Below are 25,577 nucleotides of genomic sequence, written 5' to 3'. Positions count from 1 at the left end.
GATGGGGTTTGAGAAAATTACTTTGGAACACAAACGTCAAGTTCTCGAAGAACTAGCGGATGTTAAAGCACTGTTTGCCAGCCGTAACTGGTTCCCAGGTACAAGTGGAAACTTGTCCATGCGTGTTGGTGATTTTGATCCGGAACAGTTTTATTTTGCAGTAACAGCTTCCGGCAAAGATAAATCTCTGCGTACGCCAGAAGATTTCCTGTTCGTGGACAAGCAAGGTAAAGCGATTGAAACAACAAACCTGAAGCCTAGTGCAGAAACGCTAATTCACTGCGAAATCTACCGCTTAACGGGTTGCGGCGCGGTATTCCACGTACATACCGTATATAACAATCTAATTAGTGAGTTCTTCGGCGCTGATGGCCAAGTGCCAATCCAAGGAATCGAATTGATCAAAGCATTTAACATTTGGGAGGAAAATGCGGAGATTCGTGTACCGATTCTGCCTAACTTTGCTGATATTCCTTCAATTGCTGAATTGGTTCCAGATGTACTTGATGCCAAAGTACCGGGTATCTTGCTGCGTAATCACGGTATTTATGCATGGGGTAAAGATGCTTTTGAAGCCAAAAGACATCTAGAGGCCTTCGAATTTTTGTTCGAAGTGATGTATCGTCAGCTATTGCTTAAAGGGGCTACATCGTAATTAATATGATGTAGCTTTCTTGGAGAAAGCTTTCAGACGAACGCTTCGCTTCAAAAAACATAAAACACGCCGATGTTCCAATGAGGAACTATGGCGTGTTTTTTGATTTAGGATCGATCTTCACGATCTTTGAACAAGAAGAGACTGTCGAGTTCATCGTCGGGATTTTTGCCGCTTCCACTCTTGATCGGACGTTGCTTCCCAAAGAGCAGCTTCAATCCTCCAACGATAAGTAGTAGCGAGACGATCATTGTATTCAGGTAGGATCGAATCTCGTACGTCAAGAATACGTTGGGGAACATCTCACTGAGTTGCGGAATAATAAGACGAATTGCTAAGTAGTACAAGCCCAGTGCTGCAATGCCGAACCCAATCAGTCGTTGATGGCGCGCCCAATCCTTGAAGATGGGATGATCCTCTAACGGTTCCCGTCCATACCGGCTTGAGCATTGAAGACCGTCAAAGAAGCTATAGAACCAGATGAGTGGAATCATAAACAAAAATACGGATAAACGAAGCAAATCTAGAATGTATATACTGCCCAGGAACAAAAACATGAGCTGCATACCTCTTTTTTGTAAACCTAAGTAGAGATGCCCCGCGCCTGGGAATGCCGACAACAGCGTTGCTAGCATTCTGCTACGTCGCCCATTCACTTTTCCCATTTCCAACTCTTCAAACAGCGTGCGGTCTTCTATTACCTCACCTGCCTGCTTGCGATGAATATGCTGTACCGCATCAAACATACAGTACACCCAAATGACAGGTAGAATCAGCAGGAACATTAAGAAGTTCTCTTCATTCGTAATAGATGCTACAAAAACCATCATTGCAAAGGATCCAAAGAAAGCAATTAAGAACGATAGTCCTCGATGCAACAGCCCCATATGAAGATGTCCAAGTCCAGGTATAAATGAAAGGAGTATCGTGAAGAATCGTTCACCTTCAGTACCTTTGCGATACATCGGATTACCATATGCCCCTTCAGGACGATCATATCCTTCATAGACGTGATCTGCATGGCTTTCGTTCGGCTCAAGCGAATCTACCCTTCGGTCATGATAAGAGTCACTCACTCGGCCGTAAGGTGCCCTATATCCTTTATATTGTTCTTCTCGATAGCTTGTCGAACTCAACAGCACGATAATCATATCAAGCATGCTGATCCCCCAGAAGAATACGGATGCCACAGCACCAAAGATCACCAAATCATGTTCCGACAATACAATACCCAACATGAAGAAACCGACAAGTGTTCCAAAAAAGAGAAGCGGGTAGACTACAGCCCGAATAGGTCTTCTCCAATATAAGAATCCAAGCCCAGGAATCATATTTAGTAGAAATGCGAGTAATTTATTACGATCTGATTGCACAAACGTCATCCTTTCTTTTCAGGCAATACGAACTAATTTATGGTTTCGGTTTGAAGTTATCCAGCCATGATGTGGCTGCCTCCGTCCATTTCTCCGTAAATGATCCGCCATGCTCACCATCTTGAAGATGATAAGGAGCTACCTTGTCAAACAACCCCGATGATAGGAAAATCAGCGTCAGGCAGGCTGCCACAGCGTAATGAAATACTTTATGTTCAAGCCAGCGGTAACGATGCGAACGTGGTAGAGGCCGGACATTGGACGGTTGCATTTGATTAATCTGATGCATGATCGAGTCGGCAAATCCCGTTGGATCACTCAAGGAAGGCAATTCTCCATGAACATCGAGAGCTTCTAGATAATTGTGCATTTCGTCTGGATTGTCTATAAGTGCTTGTTCCATATACAGTGACTGATTGGGGGGGATTCGCCCTACTATATATTCGGACCATTCCTGAACGGTATACACACCTGATTTATTCACGCCACTCATCCTCCTTCCAATGATTTCGTATCCACTGCCGCGCACGATATAATCGGGACTCTACTGTTTTCACAGCCACTTGGGCATCGTGGGCAATTTGCTCATAATTTTTCTCTTTTAAATAATATGCCGTGATGATATCACGATGCTGAGCAGGCAATTGGCTAATTCGAGCTCGTAGAGCTTCCTTACGTTCTTCTCGAATAAGCCTTGTAAGGACATCTTCTTCTCGTCCAGGTAAGTGATGGATTCTCTCTTCTCCACCTAGATCTTCATTGCTTCGTCTACCGAGCTTACGCTTGGCATCAATTGCTTTGTGAAACGCAATGCGGGTAAGCCATGTTTTGAAGCCTTCGGATCGGTAATCAGGGAGAGATTTGTACATCTGTATGAACGCTTCCTGAGCTGCATCCTGAGCTTCTTGATCGTTTCTTAGTACCGAGTAAGCCACATGGTATACATGCTGGCTATACTTATCGATCAATAAGCGAACCTGAGATGTGTCTCCTTCACGGATTCGTTCAATTATGCGCGCTTCATCAATAACTCTCCCCTCCTCTCCATTACATTAGACGACAAAGCTTCACTCTGCCCCTGCATATTATTTCATTTTTTTAATAACATGGTTGCCTTTCGCCTGAAAAGCGGAATTTTCATCCTGAATCATATCACAATAAAAAGACAGGCACAGAATAACATCTGGCCTGTCTGATTGTCTGAATAGAGATACTTCTATACGTTGAATTAACGACCACCACTGCGAAAACGTTGCGTATACGCTTTGGCGTCTTGAACCGTCTTCACGCGATTACGGCTCCATTCAAGTAAGATTCGATCAATGTATCGGAAATGTACCTTGCCTGCAAACACAGCCTCTTTCAGCGCCATCAGAATTAATTCTTCTTGATACCGATCCTGATCCAACCAACTGGAGATCGTTTCACATTCCATGGGTGAAAGCGGACGTCCGAATTCTTTTTCGAAGATGGAAAACATATTACGCTCTTCCTCTTCTATTTGAACACTGTTCGAATTCGAACGTGCGTTATGTTCCAGCTGTTGTTTCTGTAGAGCGGCAACATCCTCAGCCACACAAGTCGCTAATCGTGCAAACAGCCCATGCAGGTCATAACGTTCGTACTGAATATCTCGTTCCTCATCCCGGTGCTCATCAATGGCAACATATCCATCCTTCATCAAGCGTTGCAGCATTCTCGCAATGCCTTCAGGGGCTAGTCCCATACGACCAGCGAGCTCTTCCAAGGTAGGAAACTCATTGAATTCTGCCTGTTGAAAGCCCAAAAGTTGAATGAGCAAGAGCACCTCTGCATCGGAAAGACCTAACTGATGATAATAGCGTAATAACGCATAAGGAAGCTGCGCTGTTCCCGATGTCATCCCATAAGCTGCTCCATTGATCCAGGCTTTGGAGCCGGTATTTTCCATAGAATCACGGTTAAGCATTAAGGATACAAACGATAGAGCATACGAGGGAATGCAATTGTTTCACGTACATGATCCAATCCACAGATCCAAGCTACCGTCCGCTCCAATCCCAGACCGAAACCAGAGTGAGGTACCGATCCGTATTTACGCAAATCCAAGTACCATTGATATGCTTCATCCGAAAGCTGGTGCTCATCAAAGCGTTGTTTCATCAGTTCTGGATCATCAATCCGTTGCGAACCTCCGATGATCTCTCCATAACCTTCTGGTGCAATCATATCTGCACAGAGGACAACTTCAGGTCGATTCGGGTCAGGCTTCATGTAGAATGCTTTGATGCCTGCTGGATAGTGAGTGATGAATACCGGTGTATCATACTTCTCAGCAATCGCTGTTTCGTGTGGTGCACCGAAGTCCTCTCCCCAAGGGATATCGAAGCCTTGTCCATTTAGGAACTCAATCGCCTCATCATATGTGATGCGTGGGAATGGTGCAACAATACCTTCAAGTTTGCTGACATCACGTCCAATTGATTCTAGCTCTGCACGGCAGTTCTTCACCACGGATTGTACAACATGCGCAATGAACTTCTCTTGTACTCGCAAGCTCTCTTCATGATCTACAAACGCCATTTCCGGCTCAATCATCCAGAACTCAATCAAGTGACGACGCGTTTTGGATTTCTCTGCGCGGAACGTAGGTCCAAAGGAATACACTTTGCCAAGTGCCATCGCTGCTGCTTCCATGTACAACTGTCCACTTTGTGTCAGATATGCATCTTCATCAAAATACTTAATGTGGAACAAATTCGTAGTCCCCTCTGCAGAAGATGGTGTCAGAATTGGTGGATCAACCTGTGTGAATCCGTTACCATCAAAAAACTGCTGAACAGCGCGGATGATCTCTGCACGAATCACCATAACCGCACGTTGTTTAGTCGAACGCAGCCACAGATGACGATGATCCATCAAGAAGTCAACACCGTGCTCTTTAGGCGTAATTGGATAGTTCTCCGTGAGATGAATAATTTCGACATCGGTAACCGTCATTTCGTAGCCGGAATTGCTTCTCGGCTCTTCACGAATAATACCTGTAACATATAGCGAGCTCTCTTGGGTAAGACTTTTTGCTGCATTCCAGATCTCTTCGCTCACTTCACTCTTTACAACGACCCCTTGAATATATCCGGTTCCATCACGCAGTTGCAAAAATTGAATTTTGCCGCTGGAACGTTTGTTGTTAATCCAGGCGCCGATCTTTACGGTCTCGCCTACATGTTCATTCACGTTACGAATTACACACTCCGTGCTCATGCCCATATCTCTCCCTTAGTGCTGAATTTGAAAATGCAGCGGGCAGGCTTATGCCTGTCCCCTGCACTTCCTTGTCATGCTATATTCACTTTACAATTAGATTACTGAGAATTCAATACGATTCGGTGTGTATCTCTTGCAATCACCAATTCTTCGTTCGTTGGCACAACAAGAACATCCACTTTGGAATTGCTAGTTGTGATGCGGCGTGGTTCGCCGGAACGGATAGCATTCAAAGCTTCGTCTAGTTCAACACCTAGGTACGTCAGTTGTTCACAAACTTTTTGGCGTAGAACAACAGAGTTCTCGCCTACACCTGCTGTAAAGACGATTACGTCTACACCGTTCATTGCTGCTGCATATGAACCAATGTATTTACGCAGACGATATTCGTACATTTCGAAAGCCAGTGTGGAGTTAGCATCGCCATTCTCCATACCTTCAGTAATCTCTCGCATGTCGCTGCTGATCCCAGAGATCGCGAGCAATCCACTGTGCTTGTTCAGCATGGAGTTTACTTCACTTACGCTAAGTTCTTCCTTGTTCATTACATAAGGTACAATCGCTGGATCAAGGTCACCACTACGTGTTCCCATCATCAAACCTTCGAGCGGAGTCATACCCATGGACGTATCTACAGAAAGACCACCTTTAACTGCTGTTACACTACCACCGTTACCCACGTGACAAGTGATAATTTTCAGGTCTTGGAGCGGACGATCCAGATATTCTGCTGCTGCTTTACTTACATAATCATGGGAAGTACCGTGCGCTCCGTAGCGACGAACTTTATATTTTTTGTAAAGTACACGCGGAATTGCATACAGATAAGCTTTTTCAGGCATTGTTTGATGGAATGCTGTATCAAAGACCATAACTTGAGGAACGCCTGGCATATTCAATTCAGCCGCACGAATACCCATCATCGCTGCAGGATTATGAAGCGGTGCGAGGTCGAACAAACGGCGAATTTCAGCTTTGGCTACATCATCAACCAATGCGGATTCTTTAAATGCTTCACCACCATGAACAACACGGTGTCCCACAGCTTGAATTTCGTCTACGGAACCCAATACTCCGTTTTCTTTGTCTGTCAGCATATCGATAACTTTACGAATTGCAGTCGTATGCTCCAGAATTTCGCTAACTTCAGTCACGTCTTCGCGACCTGCTGGCTTGTGAGTGAGAATGGAGGAGTCCATTCCGATCCGCTCAACAAGACCTTTTGCGAGTACGGATTCGTCTGTCATATTATACAATTGATATTTAAGCGAGGAACTCCCCGCGTTGATTACTAATACTTTCACAGTCTGTCACCATCCTTGTCGTACTTGAAGAATCCTTCGCCCGTTTTTACACCCAAGTGTCCTGCACGTACCATTTTCTTCAGGACAGTCGAAGGACGATATTTCAATTCCCCGAATTCACGGAACATTCTTTCGAGTGCTGCTTCAACGGAATCAAGTCCGAAACGGTCAGCCATCTCAAGTGGTCCATGCTGGAAGTTATATCCGATACGCATTGCATCATCGATGTCTTCAGCAGAAGCAACACCTTCTTGCAATACATGCAGTGCTTCATTGATCAGAAGGCAGATCAAACGTGATGTAACGAATCCTGGGGATTCATAAATCATAACGCCTTTTTTGTCAGCCACTTCTTCAACAAAACGTCTAGTCTCATCAAATGTGGAATCAGACGTCTTCAAGCCACGAATAATTTCAACAAGATCAACCCGGGATACCGGGTGAATAAAGTGCATACCAATAACACGCTCTGGGTACTTGGTCGAGCTTGCAAGCTCGGTCAAACTCAGCGTGGATGTATTACTTGCAAGAATAACATTACTTGGGCAAACTTGATCCAGTTGGCTAAACACTGCTTTTTTAGCTTCCAGGTCTTCCGTAATCGTCTCAATGACCATATCGCAAGAACCCAGTTCTGCCAAATGAGCAACTTTGTTAATACGGGAAAGGATCAGTTTTTTCTCTGCCTTCGTAATTGCCCATTTCTCTAGTTGTTTATCCAAGTTGGTCTCGATCATATTATAGGCATAATCAAGCTTCTCCGTTGTATGCTCCACCAGAAGCACATCAAGTCCTTTGGCTGCGAGCATTTGGGAAATACCTTGCCCCATCGTACCGCCGCCGACAACTCCTATTTTTTTAAAAAACATGGTTCTGTTCCATCCTTTCGGTTCTCTATTTCTCTATTGTACCCTGTTCGCCGAAAATTACAAATTTCGACCCAACATATAATAATATCTTAGCACGACTGAAATGTAAAAAAAAATAACCGACATAAATAAATTATGCCGGTAAAAGGGCGCTGTCACGAAATTGACAACGAAATTGCTCCCCAGACAACACTTCTTCTCTCATCAAGGTATCTAGAGAGTTGTCGAATATTGTCCGTTGCTCTTCAAGCATTCGTTTCGTTTGGTTCATAAGCTCCTGCAAAATGACTTTATTCTCACGCATCAACTCTTCGGTAGTAACCATATCCATATTCACAATACCGAGCGATGTCAGACCAGAAGCCATCATCGTCTGTACAACATTTGTCGCTTGTTCAAAGTCATTGCGCGACCCCGTACTACGACCACCGTAATACATTTCCTCTGCAGCCGCACCACCAAGGGCAATCATAATCTGTTCTTCCAAGAAACGTTTAGTATATAAATACTGTTCTTGTTGTGGAGTGTGACGTACATAACCAAGAGCCTGTCCACGGGGACTGAGCGCTACCTGACTAACACTACCCGGACGAACTAACTCCGCCATAATGGCATGTCCCAATTCGTGAATAGCTACCCGTTTCTTTTCTTCTACAGTGGACTCACGATCGGTCTTCTCACCCATCATAACTTTGTCAATTGCCATCGACAGATGACGCTGTTCGATACTGGACAATCCATCTCTCATCGCGTAAATCGCAGCTTCATTCATCACACTTTCAAGTTGTGCTCCAGAGAACCCATAAGACTCTTCAGCCGTCTTCTCAAGGCTTACATCCGTCATTATAGGCTTATTAACCGCATGCAGTTCCAAGATGTGCTTTCTACCCTTCTTATCAGGCATGTCCACCTGAATATGACGGTCAAAACGTCCCGGACGAGTCAATGCACTGTCTAACATTTCTTTACGGTTCGTTGCAGCAATCACTAAGATTCGAGGTGTTTCGGATGAATAGATTCCATCCATTTCAGTCAGAAGTTGGTTCAACGTTTGGTCGTACTCACGTTGTTGTCCACCTTCACGCTTACCACCAATGACATCAATCTCGTCGATAAAAATAATGGCATTTTCTTTATTTTCTTTGGTTGCACGCGTTCTTGCATCACGGAATAAATCACGAATTCTACCCGCACCGACGCCAACGTACATTTCCACAAACTCACTACCTGATGCAGCGACAAACACGGAATCCGTGTAGTGAGCGGCAGCTTTGGCCATTAAGGTTTTACCTGTTCCCGGAGGCCCTGTGAGCAAAATACCTTTCAGCGGGCGAATCCCGAATTTTTGAATTTCTTCATGCCGAATAAGGAAATCTAGCGCTTCTCGTAATTCTTGCTTGGCACTATCCTGACCACCAATTTCTTCAAACGTCAGCTTGGATGGCCCTTTTTTCTTCCGTTTACGCTCTTGACTTGCCCCAACAGTAATGCCACCACGCATCTGCATCATGAACAGCAATCCACCGACCAACAATACAGCAAATAAAATTGGGATGATATTTACACCCACAAAAGCAAGAAAGATAATTAGCACTGGAACAAATCCAATTACAACTTCTTTAGTCCACTTAGGCATTTGGCCACACTCCTATCTGTCCTGGCACACGTGGTAGAATAATAAACTTGCTTGCGTCTCCATCTCGTAGACTAACGTACACGTTGTTATCATCCATAGCGGTATTTACTTTAATTCCATTGGTAGCCATCTTAGACAGCGTTGGTGTGATCTCGGTATATTGTTTGTTTTCCATCGCTTGAGCTACGGTGAACATCGCATCACCCCACCAATTTTCTAATGCCTCGTTGGAGTGATCAATGACGTCAAGTTTAAGAGTACGATTGCCAATAAGGGTCTGTCCTTCTTTGTGAATATATTGAACTAATCTCCCCAAATCAACGTCTGGCTCAAGATCAAGTTTCATTTGTACGCTATTGCGGTTAATAGTTAAATGAACATCATTGACTCCATCATACTGGGTAATCATTTTTTCGATTGGATTCTGCATGGCCACTTGGCGATACACAAACCAACCTCCAAACAACAGGACGGCAGAAATGACGACAGTTAAAGCAATCGGTAATACTTTTAGCTTCAAATGAGTTTCCCTCCCAAATTTGGCCTATACTTTAGCCTGTAGGCGTTAATAAAATTTGCAACCAAAGTCCTGTGTCGTAATTAACAGGATTTATTTGTTTTGTTTATTCATCATGTAATGTTGAATACATATCTGAGTATATCACATCGTATATACAATTTCGAAGGCTAAAATATGAATAAATTATTAATTTTAACTATTCAAATCCAATAGAATGACAAAAACACCAAAGAACCGTGCAGTCTGCTATCATCTGCCGGTACTTTGGTGTTTTATGGTACTAAACAAGTTAGACTTCATTATAGTTTTAGTAAAATGTAATGTTGTTCAACTGTAGCGTAGGCTAGCTATTGGGTAAAGTGTAGACCAAATCTACCTGTTCCCCATTGCTAAATCGATAGAAACGATAATAATTGTGGGTATCATCATTATAATACACTTGCCATACATAGATTCCGTTCACGACACCAGGCATAATACGCTTTATTTCTCCACCCGGTACCTCTGAGCTAAATCGATTGCGAATCTGAGTTTCAGACATGCCATTCTGAACCAGTTCACTGTGCACTACATTAGAGCCTGTTACCGGCTTGTTTGTATTGTCGAACTTCACCCATACGAGAACATCCTGCTTGTCCTTATTTTTACCTAGAAAGGTCCAATAAATGTTGTCTGCGCCCTCTTTACCGCCCCAGACATACTTACGAATATCTTGAGTGAACGTAATGTCTTGCTGCTGTGCAGCTTCAATAGCCATAGCTTCTTCATTGCGCTGATCCTGAGTGACATAGACATAATAACGTTGAAGTCCAAACAGGAGCAGAACTAGAACCAGCAACGATATCCAGATCCACTTCTTTTTTCTCTTCAAAAGCCGAACTTCCTTTCCTCTAAAACGCTGCATGATTAACGGGCAAGCAAACCATCAAATGCCGATTGAGACTCACGCAAGATGCGCTCTTCGTCCATCGTGAGACATTCGCCGTGTTTAATCACTTGTTTACCATCCACCCATACATGCTCCACGTCTTTCGCTGAAGCCGAATAGATGGTATGTGAGATTAGATCCGTATGCGGATAGAAATGAGCTTGTTCAATGTTAAGGGCGATAAAATCTGCCTTCATCCCCACTTCTAATAACCCTGTATCATCTAAGAAAATAGATTTGGCGCCATAAGCCGTTCCTAACAGAAGAGCTTCTCCAGCTGGTACAGCCGTTGGATCACCCGATACTCCTTTATGAATCAGAGCTGCCAGTCTTATCTCTTCAAACATATCCAGGTTGTTGTTGCTTGCAGGGCCATCGGTTCCCAAGGATACCATCACACCAGCTTTCAGAAGATCCGGTACACGAGCGACACCTGAAGCAAGCTTCAAGTTACTACCCGGATTATGGGAAACTGCAACATGATTTCGAGCCAAAATTTCAATTTCTTCGTCATTCAGGTGTACCGCATGAGCAACAAGAGAAGGACGGGAGAAGAATCCCAGTTTCTCCAGATGAGCAACAGGACGAAGTCCATAATCAGTCACATTTTGCTCCACTTCTCGGATCGTTTCTGACATGTGTGTATGCAGAGGCAGATTCAAGTCGTGTGCAACTTGTACAAGCTTCTCTATGTAATCCGGCGGACATGTGTATGGAGCGTGCGGTGAGATAACCGTTGTGATGCGGCCATCCGCTTGTCCATGCCACTCACGGGCAAATGCAGCCGATTCTTCCAACTTACGCATCTGCTCTTCTTCTGAACACAGACCAATAACTCCGCGAGCAAGGGAAGCACGAATACCGGATTGTTCTACCACTTTAGCCACTTGATCCATATGATCATACATATCGAGGAAAGCTGTAGTTCCGCCTTTTAGCATTTCTAACACGGATAGGGATGATCCCCAGTACACATCTTCAGCTGTCATTTTGGCTTCCATTGGCCACATTTTTTCCTGTAACCATACCTGCAGCGCTAGATCATCTCCATGTCCTCTTAGTAGTGACATCGCTGCATGACCATGCGTATTGATCAGACCCGGTAGGAAAAGAAGTCCTTTCCCATCCACTTTAGGCAGGCTCTCGTCCCCTTCCGGCAGCGTCTCACCAATATGCACAATCTTATCATTTTCCACAACCATATAACCTTGAACCACTTTCCAGTCCAAACCACTATTTACAGCAAATTTGCCGTTATGAATAACCCATTTATTTGTCGTCATCTTCCTCGTCGTCCTTTCCATTCTCCAGGTAATAAGCAAGGCTGAGTAGATCCGTCGTAAAGTCAGCATGGTGAATGCGAATATGCGGCGGCGTTTTCAAGATCGTTGGTGCAAAATTAAGTATAGCCTCAATACCCGACTCGACCAGTTGATCAGCTACATTCTGAGCTTCTGTATCTGGAACTGTAATTATGCCGATACGAATATTATCCTTTTGGACAGACTCTGATAATTCATTCATTGGTTGAACTTTCAAGCTATTAATCTGAGTGCCAATCTTGGGACCATAGGCATCAAACACGGCAACAATTTTCATGTTGTCTTTCAAGTATGCATTGTAATTAGACAAGGCGTGTCCAAGATTACCCGCACCAACCAATGCTACGTTGATTTGCTGATCAATCTTCAGAATGTGGCGAATCTTTTCGATCAAGTAGGAAACGTCATAGCCAATGCCTTTGCGACCAAAATCACCAAAATAGGCTAGATCCTTTCGGATCTGAGCTGGATTAAGATCCAAGCGTAGTCCTAGTTCTTGAGAAGAAACCGTAGTAACCTCACGTTGACTCAATTCACTCAAATAACGCAAGTAAACTGGCAAACGCCGCACGACAGCTTCTGATATTTTATCTGATTTCATTCGTTTACTCCCCTTTACCAATGTGACCCTGTAGATAGATTAAATAGGAGGCACCCTGCATGCCATACAAAATTACGGTTTACGTGGACAGGATGCCTCTTTGATATACATTATGATAGCAGTAATCTTTATTCCTCAATTATTGAATCTTATAAATTTTACAACTAATTGCGATCATGGTGCAACGCTTGCGCGTATAGCCTATTCCGAAGCCTCATCAGTAGGCTGGTCTAACCACTCACGAATACGTGGAACCATCTGTTCGGTTAGCATATGCTCCATTTTGGGACCTGGTAACGAATATAAGAAATACTTACCGTAATATGCTTCAATGACCCGTGTATCGTATACAATGACGATGCCTCTGTCCTTCGCTGTCCGTACAAGTCTTCCGAAGCCCTGCTTGAAACGAATAACAGCTTGTGGCACAGATAGCTTCATAAATGGATTTTTCTTCTGTTGTTGCAACAGCTCGCTTTTCGCTTCCAATAATGGATGATTAGGGGGCTGGAATGGCAATCGAACAATTGCCAGACAGGTGAGTGCTTCCCCTGGAATGTCTACACCTTCCCAGAAGCTGCTTGTACCCAAAAGTACTGTTGCCTTGGCATCTTGGAAGCGGCGTGTGAGTTTCGAACGGCTACCACTATCCACCCCTTGACCGAGCAGCGAGATATCGTTACCCGCCAAGGCTTCCTTAAGAGGTTCATACACTTGTCTCAGCATCCGATACGACGTGAAGAGCACCATCATTCGTCCACGCGTCGCAATGGCCGTTTCGGCTAATGAATGCACCAACATATCAACAAAGTGCGCATCCCCTACGCTGCCTTTTAAACTTGGGAAATCACGTGGAATAACAAGCAAGGCCTGATCCCGATAACGGAATGGAGACGGTAGCAAGGATGTAAGCAGACGGTTATGGTCTGCTGCTTCCTGCAATCCTAGTTGCTCAATCATAAATTGGAATGACTTATCTACAGAAAGTGTAGCTGAAGTCAGAACAACGCTTTTCTTTTTGTCGAAGAACAATTCCTTCAGTTGTACGCTGACATCTACAGGAACCGCATAGAGCTGAAGCGATTTACTTCGGAACTGTCCACTTGCTTCCATCCAATAAACCGTATTGACATCATCCATACGCATGAAGAAACGTAGATTCTCTTTGAGTAGGGCAAGATCCTTCAGAAGGCCTGTAATATCCGTAATCAAGCTATCAGATTGATAGTCATCTTGCTCTTCCTTGATCTCAAGTAACAGCTTATCACCCTTACGAATCAAGTCACCTAACGTTACGTATATTTGATTCTCATCCTCTTGAAGCGCCTGCCACTTATCAGGCTTCTGCGACGGCTTCAATCGAAGAGAGAATTGACCTGTTTCTCCTGGAGAAGCATCACTACGCTCAGGAAGAAGATTAAATAAAGATTCACTCAATCTGTCCCACATGTCCTTGACTTCAACAGCAAGTGGGAACATCTGATCAATAGCTGAACCCCATTGTACTGATTTTTCATGGCTTGATAGCTGGGAGCGAAGCATAGGCAACTGACCGTTACGGCTATCTTTAAACAGACGTGTAAGCGTATGAACCATCGTGAAATATTTCATATGCAAGCCTAAATGTTTGCCTGCTACGTCCTCTAGGTGATGAGCCTCATCTATAACAAGACTCTCATATGCAGGAAGAAGCTGATGACTTGCTTTCACATCGGTAAATAATTTGGAATGATTCGTAATTACGATATCTGATAAGCCTGCTTCATGCTTCGCCCGGTGATAGAAACATTTACGGAACCATGGACAAGATCGCCCCAGGCAGGATTCGGACTCGCTCTGCACCGTCTCCCAGAAGTCCCCACCACGCGCGCTCAGGTTCAGTTCTTCGTCGTCCCCTGTTTCTGTCTGAGCAAGCCAAACAATCATCTGTGCTGCTGTGAAATAGTCCTCTTTGGGTGTAGCAAATTCACGTTTGTTGATTTTATGTTCGAATTTGCGAAGGCACAAATAATGACCCCGACCTTTGAATACAGCAGCTTTAAACGGAAACGGTACAACTTCAGTAAGCATCGGTATATCCCGTTCTCTAAGCTGCTCCTGCAGATTAATGGTGTGAGTGCTCACCATCACTTTCTGTTCTTGCTTCACACTTTCATAAATGGCTGGTAGCAGATACCCCAGAGACTTACCTGTCCCCGTACCTGCTTCAATAAGCAAGTGCTTCTCTTCATCCAGAGCCTGTCTCACACTGCCGAACATTAAAGTCTGTGCTTCCCGTTCCTCGTAGTGATCCAGGGTATCTCTGAGATTGCTTCGAACCTGATCCATGAATTGCTCAAAACTGACACCATCCAGCGGATTACCCTCCAGCTCATTGCGTGGAGCACCAATGTCCATCCAATCACTCACATTAAGCGCTAATTGGCGATAATAGGTGTGTCCATCCAGATCCTGAATAGGTTCAGCTTCCTTCTCACTTCGCATACCATCGAGGTACCAACCGAAATCGCTATCCTCTGGTGCAAACAAGTCAGACAAACGCTGAATCGTAATAAGTGGCAATTCCCGTAGCTCATCCAAGCACTTCAGCAGTACATGCGCGGTAGCTAACGCGTCGCTATCCGCCTGATGCGGACGGTCATGCTGAAATCCGAATTCAGTCGATACATATCCTAACTGGTAGGAGCTAAGTGAAGGAAATGAGATTTTGAGAAAATCAATGGTATCCAAAATTCGTCCTGTGAATGGCAAATATCCACAACGGTCTAACGCATTTTGAAGAAAATGAAAATCAAATGCGACGTTATGACCAACCAGAACGACATCGTTCAACAGTGGAACCATCTCCATCATCATCTCTTCTAATGAAGGAGCGTCCGCAACATCTTCTTCGGTAATACCGGTTAACCCCGTAATAAACGGTGGAATCGGTACGCCCGGATTCACATAAGAACTATATATTTGAGATATGCTGTAGTCATGATCTATGATGGCAAGTCCGGCCTGTATAATTTCACCGTCGGACTGCGTGCCGGTTGTTTCGAAATCCAATACGGCAAATTTCATTGCAATGTACGATCCCTTCCATTCCAGTCTATGTTACAGCATAGCAAAAAAAAGGACGTTTGAAAATTAACTGACAAAAAAAGGCGGTGCCTCCTCCGTAATCCCTGAGGAAGAAACACCGTCTTCATGCTGGCTACTCCATTTTTTATCCCAATGCAGTCAGCCAATTCCGAATTGCAATTGTCCTTTGTTTTGCCTGCAAGCTTCCATATTATACAGTGGTTCGGTCAACGTTGGGTCATGCTGAAGCGCCTGTGCAAACAACGAACATGCTCCTTGTGGATTCGCAAGCTTGGCTTCAATACATCCAAGGGCATTGCAGACCAGCCCCTTTAGACGTGGTGATCCGTTAAGTCGCAATATACGATGTAAGTGTGCTAATGCCTCTGTGTTTTGTTCCAAATTGAGATGAGCAAGCGCCAGATAATAACGAGTCAATGCACTATCTGGATAGTCGGCTACAATCCGCGAGAATTGTGTAATGGCTTGCGGGTACATCTGCAATTTGAAATAGCCTTGACCGCGGCTAAAGCACTCCAAATGAATTTCAGGTAGTGCCGTAACGGCCTCCTGCTCCGGTTCAAGCGACGCAGGTTTGACCAGCTCTTGTTCACGTACCTGACTCATCTTCTCCTCAAACATCAGCCACTCATCAATCATGCCATCACTCATCCGCTTGAGCAAATTCCACTTTTGAAGCAACTCCTGTTTGTTCAGGCCTTCAGCGGAAGGGTAGCGCTTGATAATTTCATCTAACATGTCGTTCATTTCTGCGAAAACATGCTGGAACATCGATGCATCCCCACCCTTGAAAAAATGAATTAGTGCAGTGACCTGTACTCATTTTTTGCTTGATGCACCGATTTCATTCCCCTTACCAGTCGATTACATAATTGTTGCGTGGATCTCTTGTTTCAAGGTTTGAACAGGCTTATTCTGCTCGTCTACAAAGACAACGGTTGGTTTATGAGCATTAGCCTCCTCCTGAGACATCATCGCATATGAAATAATAATTACGGTATCACCAGGTTGAACCAACCGAGCAGCCGCTCCATTAAGACAGATCACACCGCTGCCACGCGGGCCAGGAATCACGTACGTTTCGAGACGTGCTCCATTGTTATTGTTAACAATTTGAACCTTTTCATTTTCCATCAAGTCGGATGTTTCCATCAGATCTTCATCGATGGTTATACTACCCACATAGTTCAAATTCGCTTCCGTGACGGTAGCGCGGTGAATTTTGGATTTCATCAGTGTTCTAAACATGAGACAGCACCTCCGATTTGTGCAACTTAATATTATCAATCAATCTTGTTTTTCCAAATTTAACTGCAAGAGCAATTAATACATCCTCGCGTCCGTACACCATTTCATGATCAGCTAGAGGCTGTAAGCTTGGAAAAGCTTGAATTTCGGCATAATCAATGACTGCCAGTGGTGACGCCTGAATCACCTTACGTAACATCTCGCGAATGTCCGCCGCAGTTACCGAGGGATTCGTATCTATAGTCTCTTGAGCTAATCGAAGTGCCTGTGACAGTACGAGTGCCTGCTCACGCTGTTCTCCACTTAGATAGACATTCCTTGAGCTTAGAGCCAAACCGTCGCTTTCACGCACAATTGGGCAAGGTACAATCTCCACCGCCATGTTCAAATCATTGACCATCTGCTGAATAACTGCCACCTGCTGCGCATCTTTCATGCCAAAAAATGCACGCTGTGGTTGCACGATATTAAATAACTTAGATACCACCGTTGTGACCCCATCAAAGTGCCCTGGGCGGGATGCTCCGCACAAACGATCCGTTAATCGGGAAACAGACACTGTTGTCTGCGTAGGTTCTGGATACATCTCGCTCACAGAGGGAATAAATACAATATCCACACCCTGCAACCTTGCTGTCTCCACATCCCTAGCTTCATCACGAGGATAGCTATCAAAGTCTTCGTTTGGTCCGAACTGAATTGGATTCACAAAGATACTAAGTACAACGATATCGCTCTGCTCCTTGGCTGCTCGCATCAAGCTCGCATGTCCCTCGTGGAGATAACCCATAGTAGGCACAAAACCAACCGTGGCTTCACCCGAACCACTGTTCTGGCGCAATCTGCTAATTTCCTGTCTTACTTCGCTTATTGTGCGGATTACTTTCATCCGTTGTTCGCCACCTTTTCTTTGCGATGTCCGTATAATTGGTCTAGTACGCCATCTGCTGCTGTGAATACATGCTCTTGTGCTGGGAATGAACGGTCTTTGACTTCCTTCACGTATGCACTGATGCTGTTACGAATCAGTTCTCCTACATCCCCGTAGGTTTTGACAAAACGTTTGGGCGTATAAGGTGAAGCGTATTGCACCACATCATGGAATACCAACACCTGACCATCACAGCCACGTCCCGCTCCGATACCAATCGTAGGAATTGAAAGTTCTTCTGAGATCGCTCTTGCCACTTCTTCCGTTACCAATTCCAAAACAATCCCGAACGCACCCGCTGCTTCAAGCGCCTTAGCTTCGTCCATGAGACGTTTCGCATCAGCCGCATCCTTACCCTGAATACGATAACCACCGATCTGATTAACGGATTGAGGGGTCAGACCGATATGCCCCAGAACAGGCACACCTGATTGAACTACCGCTTTCACGGTATCCGCAATCTCCATTCCGCCCTCCATTTTAACGGCGTGAGCATGCCCCTCCTGCATTAGGCGACGCACGCCTTTAAGTGTCTCATCAACGCTGCCGTGATAGGTCATAAAAGGCATATCTGCAACGATAAAGGTATTCTCTGCCCCGCGTACAACGGAGCGTGTGTGATACACCATATCATCAATCGTTACAGGGAGCGTTGAGTTATAGCCGAGCACAACATTACCGAGTGAATCTCCAACCAAAATAAGGTCAATGCCTGCTTCTTCGGCAAGCTGTGCGGTTGGATAATCATAGGCAGTAATCATGCTCAGCGGAACGCCATCCTGTTTATATTTTTTCATTTTTACAATGTTTAATGCTTGTTTGTTTGCCATTTAGTCATGGCTCCTTTCACCTTTTCAATGTAAACACAACAAAAAAAACCTTTTAGTTTTCCACTAAAAAGTCCCGAAAAGTCAAAAAAGAGTCACTTGCGATCGTCCCTTCTGTCTCGGTCCTCTTCGGCTCAGAGCAGAATCCAACATCTCACTTCAACATCAATTCAATTGCTGGTTACATGTTCAAAAGTTTCGCAATCAAACGCGATCTTATGGAACATTTCCTAATACTGTTCAATTCAAGCCAATAAGGCATACTGTTGCGTGGAGTGCAATTCGGTCTTCATTAGCCGATATCGCCTCACAAACACAGTATACCAAAGTTCGGCTTAAACTTCACGTCTTATGTTCATTTTAATCTTGGAAATTCGACAATTCTCTAGTCAGTTAACGAAATTTCGCCAGAGAAAACCGTAATCCGTTCTCCATCCTTTTTCTGTACAATTAGTGCACCAGAAGAATCAATCCCCAGTGCCATTCCTTCAACAATGCCATGAGCATTGGATACTTTGATGTCACGATGGAGCGAGACGGATAATGCTTCCCACAAAGCAGCAATCACATTAAAGCCTTGCTTTTGATACATATCATATAATTGCTCTAGCTCTGTTAGAATTGCTGCTGCAAGTAAAGTTCGGTCTACCGTTTTGCCTGTTTCTATTTGGAGAGACGTCGCAATCGGTGACAGTTCCTCAGGATAATCCTGCTTGTCAAAATTAACATCGACCCCGATTCCTGCAATACAATATCTCAGTTCATGATCTTCTAGAGCTGACTCCATTAGAATTCCACATATTTTACGCCCATTAACCAGCACATCATTCGGCCACTTAATTCCAGCATCTACGCCTGTAAATGAACGAATCGCGCGACAAACGGCAAGCCCTGTTAACAATGTTAGTTGCGGTGCGTTACGGAGAGATTGCTGTGGACGTAGCAAGATACTCATCCATATGCCCTTACCTGGAGGAGAATACCATCTGCGACCATAACGGCCTCGTCCATTGGTTTGTTCCTCCGCAAGTACAACAGCACCTTCGCTGACACCTTCGTCTGCGAGCTGTTGCACCTCTCCCTGGGTAGATGGCGTCGATTGCATAATAATCGCCTTACGTCCAAATACTTCTGTTTGCAGCGCCAACTGGAGCCCTGCTTCATCAATGCTATCAGGCTTCGTAAGAAGTCGATATCCTTTTCGAGAGACAGCTTCGAACTCATAACCAAGATCGCGCAGCTTATTCACATGCTTCCACACGGCAGTTCTGCTGATTAGTAAATTTTTGCTAATCTCTTCCCCAGATACAAACTGTCCATCCGCTTTTAGTAACATATGTAGCAGTTCTTCATGCTTGGTCAATGGCTCCCACCCGCTTCACTTCTGCACTCAGCGCTTCAGACTGATTTGCTATATTTCCAATCGCGGTTTCTCTCAGCAGATGCTTCATGAGCTGTCCCAACCAAGGCCCGCCTTTGCGATCTAGTAAACCGAGAATCGCCTCGCCAGTAATATTCAGATCCTTTAATTCCTGTACCTGCATGGACTGGCTCCACTCTGAAGCGTGGGCTTGAATATAGTTGAACTGATCTTCCATTGAGATCGGCAGTTCTCTCCAAGCGGCTGGAAGAATGGATTGAATCATCAGCCAGTCTTGAGTGGCACGGATACCGCATACCAGTACCGCTTGAATCCACTCCTCTCGCAGCGCCTCTACAGGTTTATTTTCCTGCACAATGCTATTGGTCATCGCTTCCACTTGGAGAACTCCAGTCATACGGGTACGTTCGTCGTTAGAGAAAGTCCATTGACGTAACAGCGTATCCGCCTCATCCTTTGAATAGTTCCCTGCCAGCAGAAGTAATGCCCAACGGAGTATGACATGCTCACCCTTGAGCTCTTCAAGATTCATCAGAAGTGTTCTATTAAACCGTTTGGCATCGACAGGGGCTTTGACTTCTTCCAATATTCGACTGCGAAGCAGAAGCTCCATACCTGCGAGCGGTTGTGAACCTGCCATCATTTTGACCATCTCGGTCCGCACTCGTTCCATAGCGATATGTTTTAACAGATCTCTCTGAAGGAGAAGTCCCTTCCACGTGTTATAGGCAATGCTAAAGTGGAAAACTGATGCAAAACGCACACACCGAAGGATTCGCAGTGCATCTTCACCAAATCGCGCCTTGGCTTCTCCCACACAACGAACTCGCTCCGCGCGAATATCAATTTGACCACCGAAAGGATCAACGATATTTCCGTCTGAGTCCATTGCAAGAGCATTCATGGTGAAATCGCGTCGCTGCAAATCCTCTTTGATATCCTTCACAAAGTGTACGGCTGAGGGTCTTCGATTATCCTTATATTCCGATTCTGTGCGAAATGTTGTTACTTCGAAGTAATAGCCACCAGAGCGAACGGTCACTGTACCATGCTGAAGCCCAGTTGGGATACAGTCTTCGAACAACTGCATCACCTGCTCAGGAGAAGCCGAAGACGTAATGTCCATATCATCCACTGCTCTTCCTAGGAGCTCATCGCGTACACAACCACCCACCCAATAAGCTTCATAACCATGCTCGTTCAACGTACGAATCACACGTTCACTTTGTCGTGCCATCTCTTGATCCACCTGTACCCATTGAACCACTTAACTCACCTCATTACTGTCCTGCACTTCGCTAAGCACGTCCAAATGCTCTTACGAGGTCAAGATTGTATCAACCACATACCGGCTTGAGACTCGGAACTTCACGTCCCAGCACGCGGTAGTAAATTTCTTCATATTCATGACGAATGGCATCATTGCAGAAATCATGATGAGCTCGATGTAAACAAGCTTCTCTGAATTCAGCAGCTAGACGATCGTCGGTTAACAAACGAATTGCATTCTCCGCCATGGACTGCGTATCTCCGATCGGAGACAAGAATCCTGTTTTGCCGTGTAACACCAGTTCAGGAATACCGCCAGCCTGTGAACCAATCGTTGGCACACCACAAGCCATTGCTTCAAGCGCAACAAGGCCAAAGCTTTCTTTTTCCGATGGTAGCATCAGGACATCAGCCATGGAAATCACTTGCGCGATATCATCCTGTTTACCCAGAAAATGCACGCGATCACTCAAGCCCATTTCATTGATCTTCCACTGAATTTTGGGGAGGTCTGGCCCTTCGCCCACAAACAATAATCTAGCAGGAACTTGTTCCTGCACCTGCCGAAATACCTCTACCACATCCTGCGTTCTCTTCACTGGTCGGAAGTTAGAGATGTGCATTAATATTTTCTCATTCGGCGCTGCAAAATCACGACGTAAGCTGGCCGCATCACGTGGATAATAAATTCGTTTATCAATAAAATTATAAGTGAGATCGATTGGACGTTGGATATCCAACAAATCCACCGTCTCACGAATCAAATCACGAGATACAGCGGTTACCGCATCACTTTCATTGATCGCCAGACGGATAAGATCCTTCAATGATTCATCCTGTGCAAGCACTGTTATATCTGTACCATGAAGGGTTGTGACTACTTTCAGGTCATCTCCCACCATCTGCTTAGCTAAGAAAGCACATACTGCATGCGGAACCGCATAATGTACATGAAGCAAATCGAGTTGCTGTGCCTTCGCTACTTGTGCCATCTTCGTCGCGAGAGAGAGATCATAAGGCGGATAACGGAACACGTAATAATCGTTAACCTCTACCTCATGATAGAATATATTTTTTTGAAACGAACCCAGTCTAAACGGGATACTGTTGGCAATAAAGTGAACCTGGTGCCCCTGTTCGGCAAGCAATTTGCCTAGCTCCGTTGCGACAACGCCAGACCCTCCTAGGGACGGATAACAGGTGATGCCAATCTTTAACTTTTGATCCATCCAATGGACGCTCCTTTGATCCCCCGCGAGTGCAGGTTAATGTAATGCAACGGAAAACGAATCATCATTCATCATCTATAATAAGAAGATTCACCGTTATTTATGATTTGCTGAACCAAACTGACGAACAACATAAGGTGTTAAAGTCGCGAAACCTTCAGCAAAAGGGATGAGGCTACGCTGCCCTAATAGAGAATCCCTTGCTCTTACCCGCTCAATGTATCCTTGATTCAGTGGAGTGGAGACAGTACCGGCCCCCATCTCAAACTGTGAACGATAACATAGCAGTGAATTTTCCTTTTGTTCATAGTGTTCCGAAATATCTACAATCAAATCCGTTTTGCCGATATCGTTAATAAAGTAAAAATAACATTCCTTCACTTGCACAGCTGGCAATTCCGGCATGTAATTTCTTAGTTTCGCATTAAATACAGCTTCCTGCACAATTTTACTGCACATCACATGATCCGGATGGCGATCCTCCCAATATGGAGCAAATACCACATGTGGGGCATGGCGACGAATCTCAGCCGTTACCGCTTGAATATGCTCTGGCGTTATGTATAGGCCTCGATCAGGCAGTCCCAGATTTGACCGACACGAAAGACCGAGGACGCGGGAGGCTTCCTCCGCTTCCTCGGCCCTGCGCTCCACCGTACCGTTCGATGACATCTCAGCTCGGGTTAAATCGCACACGCCAACCTTTAATCCGGCTGCCGTGTGTTTCGCGATAGTTCCACCCATACCAATTTCCGCATCATCTGCGTGAGCGCCAAAAATGAGTATATCTAAACTCATTGCGTATCACCCGGTTCTATACCCGCCTCTGGCTTATATTTGTGAACAAGCTCTCTCCATGCAAAATCACCACGATCCAATGCTTTAACAAGAATCTCGGCTGTTGCAATATTGGTTGCCAGAGGAATGCCTTGAACATCACATAGACGAAGAAGTGCATTAATATCTGGTTCGTGTGGCTGTGCCATCAGTGGATCACGCAAGAAAATAATAAGATCCATCTCATTCTGCGCAACCAACGCACCAATCTGTTGATCTCCACCCAGCGGACCGGATTCGAATCGGTGGATCTGTAGAGATGTGCCTTCCATTATACGAAGACCTGTAGTGCCGGTGGAATATAATTGGTGGTCAGTAAATACAGGTTCATATGCTGTCACGAAGTTGACCATTTCTTCTTTTTTGCGATCATGGGCAATAAATGCAATTTTTAACATGACAATCTCCTTTTGGGTTCAGGTTCAAAACGTCCGGGTTTTGAACAGCCTCTTTTAGTCGATAAAGTTATCGAAACCGTAGATGAGTCCTGTATATTCCATAACTTTTTGGATACCAATTTTAACACCTGGCATATAACCTGCACGTTCATAGGAGTCATGACGAATTTTGAGCGTTTGGCCAAAATCACCAAATACAACTTCCTGTTGTGCAAATACGCCCGGTAGACGAACGCTATGAATGCGGAAGCCATTATAATATCCACCACGAGATCCCTCGATAAGCTCTTCTTCATTCGGGTTACCTTGGCGAAGTTCCTCACGGTTGGCTGCAATCAGCTCAGCCGTTTTGATGGCCGTTCCTGAGGGAGCATCCAACTTCTGATCCCCATGATACTCAATGATCTCCACATTAGGCATATGTTTGGCTGCTTGTGCCGCAAATCTCATCATTAAAATAGCTCCAATGGAGAAGTTAGGGGCAATCAAACCTCCGATACCTTTGTCCTGACACTGCTTGTCCAGTTGCTCAATTTGTTCGGTTGTAAACCCTGTAACGCCCATAACGGGTCTTACCCCATATCGGATCGCAATTTCAGTATGTTTAAACGCATATTGTGGGATTGTAAAATCAACCATAACCTGCGGTTTAGACTCAGCAAAAGCCATTTCAATATCGTCGGTCACCAATACTCCACACTCTGGAAGACCGACGAGTGTTCCGGCGTCTGTGCCGGCGCCGGAACGGTTAACTGCTGCTGCCAATTCTAATTCAGGATCTTGAAGCACCAATTTCACCACTTCTCGGCCCATCCGGCCAGCCGCTCCAATTACGGCAACTCTGATTGTTTCACTCATCTTGGCTGCATCTCCTCGCTATGTTTGATCAGTAGTCCGAATCCGTTCTATGCTAATGTCGCCATTAGAATGGATTCTTATTGAATAGAATTCATACGCTGTTTGATTTGGTCGAGCAATAGATGCAATTGCCTATTCTGCGGATCCAGAGACAATGCATCACGTACAGCCTTTGTTGCAAGATCGAACTCGTTCAGATCGCTGTATGCAAGAGCTAGCATCACATGTGCCTCCACAGATAAGGGATCAAGCTTAACGGCTTGCTTCAGCAGCCTAGCGGCTTGCACATAACGTTCATGTGTCCCACTTCCTGCCTGTTCTAACATGCCCTTTGCTTGAATGCTCAGTTGCTTCGCTTCGAGCGTCTGCAAATGCAATCTGTACTCCTCCGTGTCCTGAGACAACTCCACAGCCTTGCGAGCATATTGCAATGCAGGACTAAGGTGCTGACTGCGCGCATGCGTGATGGAACAGCGATAGTAGAGCTCCGCATGTTCCGGGTGAGCGTGAATGGCTGATTCGAACCACCGAATCGCCTGCTCAAAATCATTTTGCAAAATACAGCGATATGCTTGCTGCATGTAATCTTCCGGCTTCATCATCCAAGCTGTCCCTCCCCAATCGGGTGATGGTACAGCATATGTAATCTACGCCTAATCGGTGTTTTTTGGAGTCCACCGATTAGCATCGCGTGTATTAAATTTATGCATGACTTTATCGTGTGCCTGAGCCAGGTCAATGCCGAGCGAATTGGCAAAACAAATCGTGATAAATAAAATATCTCCAAGTTCCAGTTCAATCGAGTTATCTGCTTCAGAAGCCTTCTTCGGCTTCTCACCAAACTCATGATTCACTTCCCGTGCAAGCTCCCCTACTTCTTCTGACATGCGAGCCAGCATGGCGAGTGGACTGAAGTACCCCTCTTTGAACTGTGAGATATAGAGATCAACCTCACGCTGCATTTCTGCGATGCTTTTCTCCATGAGAACGGATTCTCCTTTTGAAATAATGTCGTATTTGTTCATAATAATATCAGTTATTTAGATACACTTCCACAA

26 protein-coding genes are annotated in these 25,577 nt (G+C 44.9%); 1 reads left to right on the top strand and 25 read right to left on the bottom strand.

The annotated features are described in order from the left end of the window. Nucleotide 1 precedes the first annotated feature (1 nt). A complete protein-coding gene (locus ASD24_RS14500) occupies nt 2-655 on the top strand; it encodes a methylthioribulose 1-phosphate dehydratase (RefSeq protein ID WP_056696813.1) in 654 nt (217 codons plus the stop codon). 107 nt (nt 656-762) lie between these two features. On the opposite strand, the gene ASD24_RS14495 is transcribed toward ASD24_RS14500, so the two are convergent. The 25 genes from ASD24_RS14495 to ASD24_RS14375 form a co-directional block, all read right to left on the bottom strand. Beyond that, nucleotides 763-2,037 carry a DUF6677 family protein gene (locus tag ASD24_RS14495; protein ID WP_082560407.1) on the bottom strand — a complete coding sequence of 425 codons (1,275 nt, stop codon included), beginning with the start codon at nt 2,035-2,037 and terminating at the stop codon, nt 763-765. Nucleotides 2,038-2,065: 28 nt separating this feature from the next. Then, complete coding sequence (locus tag ASD24_RS14490) at nt 2,066-2,512, bottom strand: hypothetical protein (RefSeq protein WP_056696809.1); 447 nt, start codon at nt 2,510-2,512, stop codon at nt 2,066-2,068. Further along, nucleotides 2,505-2,996, bottom strand: coding sequence for an RNA polymerase sigma factor (locus ASD24_RS14485; RefSeq protein ID WP_235540567.1), 492 nt, complete (start codon nt 2,994-2,996; stop codon nt 2,505-2,507). Before ASD24_RS14485 ends, ASD24_RS14490 begins: the two co-directional genes overlap by 8 nt. Before the next feature lie 260 nt (nt 2,997-3,256). Next, nucleotides 3,257-3,958 carry a DnaD domain-containing protein gene (locus tag ASD24_RS14480; protein WP_056696984.1) on the bottom strand — a complete coding sequence of 234 codons (702 nt, stop codon included), beginning with the start codon at nt 3,956-3,958 and terminating at the stop codon, nt 3,257-3,259. Between the two features lie 17 nt (nt 3,959-3,975). Further along, nucleotides 3,976-5,271, bottom strand: a complete 1,296-nt coding sequence (gene asnS, locus ASD24_RS14475) for an asparagine--tRNA ligase (RefSeq protein WP_056696807.1) — start codon at nt 5,269-5,271, stop codon at nt 3,976-3,978. 101 nt (nt 5,272-5,372) lie between these two features. After that, entirely contained in the window at nt 5,373-6,578 is a 1,206-nt protein-coding gene (locus tag ASD24_RS14470; RefSeq protein ID WP_056696806.1) for an acetate kinase, read from the bottom strand. Then, on the bottom strand, nt 6,575-7,447 hold the full coding sequence (locus ASD24_RS14465) for a 3-hydroxyacyl-CoA dehydrogenase family protein (RefSeq protein ID WP_056696803.1): 873 nt from the start codon (nt 7,445-7,447) through the stop codon (nt 6,575-6,577). Before ASD24_RS14465 ends, ASD24_RS14470 begins: the two co-directional genes overlap by 4 nt. Before the next feature lie 133 nt (nt 7,448-7,580). After that, nucleotides 7,581-9,083 (bottom strand): AAA family ATPase, encoded by a 1,503-nt coding sequence (locus ASD24_RS14460; protein ID WP_056696802.1) that lies wholly within the window; start codon nt 9,081-9,083, stop codon nt 7,581-7,583. Further along, complete coding sequence (locus ASD24_RS14455; RefSeq protein WP_056696799.1) at nt 9,076-9,603, bottom strand: hypothetical protein; 528 nt, start codon at nt 9,601-9,603, stop codon at nt 9,076-9,078. Before ASD24_RS14455 ends, ASD24_RS14460 begins: the two co-directional genes overlap by 8 nt. Nucleotides 9,604-9,946: 343 nt before the next feature. Continuing rightward, the gene (locus tag ASD24_RS14450; protein WP_056696796.1) at nt 9,947-10,474 is read right to left on the bottom strand and encodes a hypothetical protein; all 528 of its coding nucleotides are present in this window, start codon (nt 10,472-10,474) and stop codon (nt 9,947-9,949) included. Nucleotides 10,475-10,509: 35 nt separating this feature from the next. After that, entirely contained in the window at nt 10,510-11,814 is a 1,305-nt protein-coding gene (locus tag ASD24_RS14445; RefSeq protein ID WP_056696793.1) for an amidohydrolase, read from the bottom strand. Next, nucleotides 11,801-12,454 (bottom strand): redox-sensing transcriptional repressor Rex, encoded by a 654-nt coding sequence (locus ASD24_RS14440; protein WP_056696791.1) that lies wholly within the window; start codon nt 12,452-12,454, stop codon nt 11,801-11,803. The genes ASD24_RS14445 and ASD24_RS14440 overlap by 14 nt, the downstream gene beginning before the upstream one ends. Before the next feature lie 201 nt (nt 12,455-12,655). Next, nucleotides 12,656-15,520 carry an ATP-dependent DNA helicase DinG gene (dinG, locus tag ASD24_RS14435; protein ID WP_056696789.1) on the bottom strand — a complete coding sequence of 955 codons (2,865 nt, stop codon included), beginning with the start codon at nt 15,518-15,520 and terminating at the stop codon, nt 12,656-12,658. A gap of 159 nt (nt 15,521-15,679) precedes the next feature. Next, nucleotides 15,680-16,288: a tetratricopeptide repeat protein gene (locus ASD24_RS14430; RefSeq protein WP_235540565.1), complete on the bottom strand. Its 609-nt coding sequence runs from the start codon at nt 16,286-16,288 to the stop codon at nt 15,680-15,682. A 117-nt stretch (nt 16,289-16,405) separates the two neighbouring features. Beyond that, nucleotides 16,406-16,789 (bottom strand): aspartate 1-decarboxylase, encoded by a 384-nt coding sequence (gene panD / locus ASD24_RS14425; protein ID WP_056696783.1) that lies wholly within the window; start codon nt 16,787-16,789, stop codon nt 16,406-16,408. Continuing rightward, nucleotides 16,782-17,678, bottom strand: coding sequence for a pantoate--beta-alanine ligase (gene panC, locus ASD24_RS14420; protein ID WP_056696781.1), 897 nt, complete (start codon nt 17,676-17,678; stop codon nt 16,782-16,784). Before panC ends, panD begins: the two co-directional genes overlap by 8 nt. Beyond that, entirely contained in the window at nt 17,675-18,550 is an 876-nt protein-coding gene (gene panB / locus ASD24_RS14415) for a 3-methyl-2-oxobutanoate hydroxymethyltransferase (RefSeq protein ID WP_056696779.1), read from the bottom strand. The genes panC and panB overlap by 4 nt, the downstream gene beginning before the upstream one ends. A gap of 382 nt (nt 18,551-18,932) precedes the next feature. After that, nucleotides 18,933-19,910, bottom strand: coding sequence for a biotin--[acetyl-CoA-carboxylase] ligase (locus ASD24_RS14410; protein ID WP_156395449.1), 978 nt, complete (start codon nt 19,908-19,910; stop codon nt 18,933-18,935). Continuing rightward, nucleotides 19,897-21,195: a CCA tRNA nucleotidyltransferase gene (locus tag ASD24_RS14405; protein ID WP_327205240.1), complete on the bottom strand. Its 1,299-nt coding sequence runs from the start codon at nt 21,193-21,195 to the stop codon at nt 19,897-19,899. Before ASD24_RS14405 ends, ASD24_RS14410 begins: the two co-directional genes overlap by 14 nt. Before the next feature lie 70 nt (nt 21,196-21,265). Next, nucleotides 21,266-22,426 carry an N-acetyl-alpha-D-glucosaminyl L-malate synthase BshA gene (gene bshA / locus ASD24_RS14400; protein ID WP_056696777.1) on the bottom strand — a complete coding sequence of 387 codons (1,161 nt, stop codon included), beginning with the start codon at nt 22,424-22,426 and terminating at the stop codon, nt 21,266-21,268. A gap of 96 nt (nt 22,427-22,522) precedes the next feature. Next, nucleotides 22,523-23,224, bottom strand: coding sequence for a bacillithiol biosynthesis deacetylase BshB1 (gene bshB1 / locus ASD24_RS14395; protein ID WP_056696775.1), 702 nt, complete (start codon nt 23,222-23,224; stop codon nt 22,523-22,525). Then, nucleotides 23,221-23,661: a methylglyoxal synthase gene (gene mgsA / locus ASD24_RS14390; protein ID WP_056696773.1), complete on the bottom strand. Its 441-nt coding sequence runs from the start codon at nt 23,659-23,661 to the stop codon at nt 23,221-23,223. Before mgsA ends, bshB1 begins: the two co-directional genes overlap by 4 nt. 54 nt (nt 23,662-23,715) lie before the next feature. Then, nucleotides 23,716-24,519, bottom strand: coding sequence for a 4-hydroxy-tetrahydrodipicolinate reductase (dapB, locus tag ASD24_RS14385; RefSeq protein WP_056696772.1), 804 nt, complete (start codon nt 24,517-24,519; stop codon nt 23,716-23,718). A gap of 77 nt (nt 24,520-24,596) precedes the next feature. Beyond that, the gene (locus ASD24_RS14380) at nt 24,597-25,121 is read right to left on the bottom strand and encodes a tetratricopeptide repeat protein (protein WP_235540563.1); all 525 of its coding nucleotides are present in this window, start codon (nt 25,119-25,121) and stop codon (nt 24,597-24,599) included. Nucleotides 25,122-25,172: 51 nt separating this feature from the next. Continuing rightward, on the bottom strand, nt 25,173-25,502 hold the full coding sequence (locus ASD24_RS14375; RefSeq protein WP_056696770.1) for a nucleotide pyrophosphohydrolase: 330 nt from the start codon (nt 25,500-25,502) through the stop codon (nt 25,173-25,175). Nucleotides 25,503-25,577 lie beyond the last annotated feature (75 nt).

The sequence above is a fragment of the Paenibacillus sp. Root52 genome (genome assembly GCF_001426865.1).
Lineage (GTDB): Bacteria > Bacillota > Bacilli > Paenibacillales > Paenibacillaceae > Paenibacillus.
Note: the sequence above shows the minus strand (reverse complement) of the source record. Positions and strands in the feature narration are given on the sequence as shown.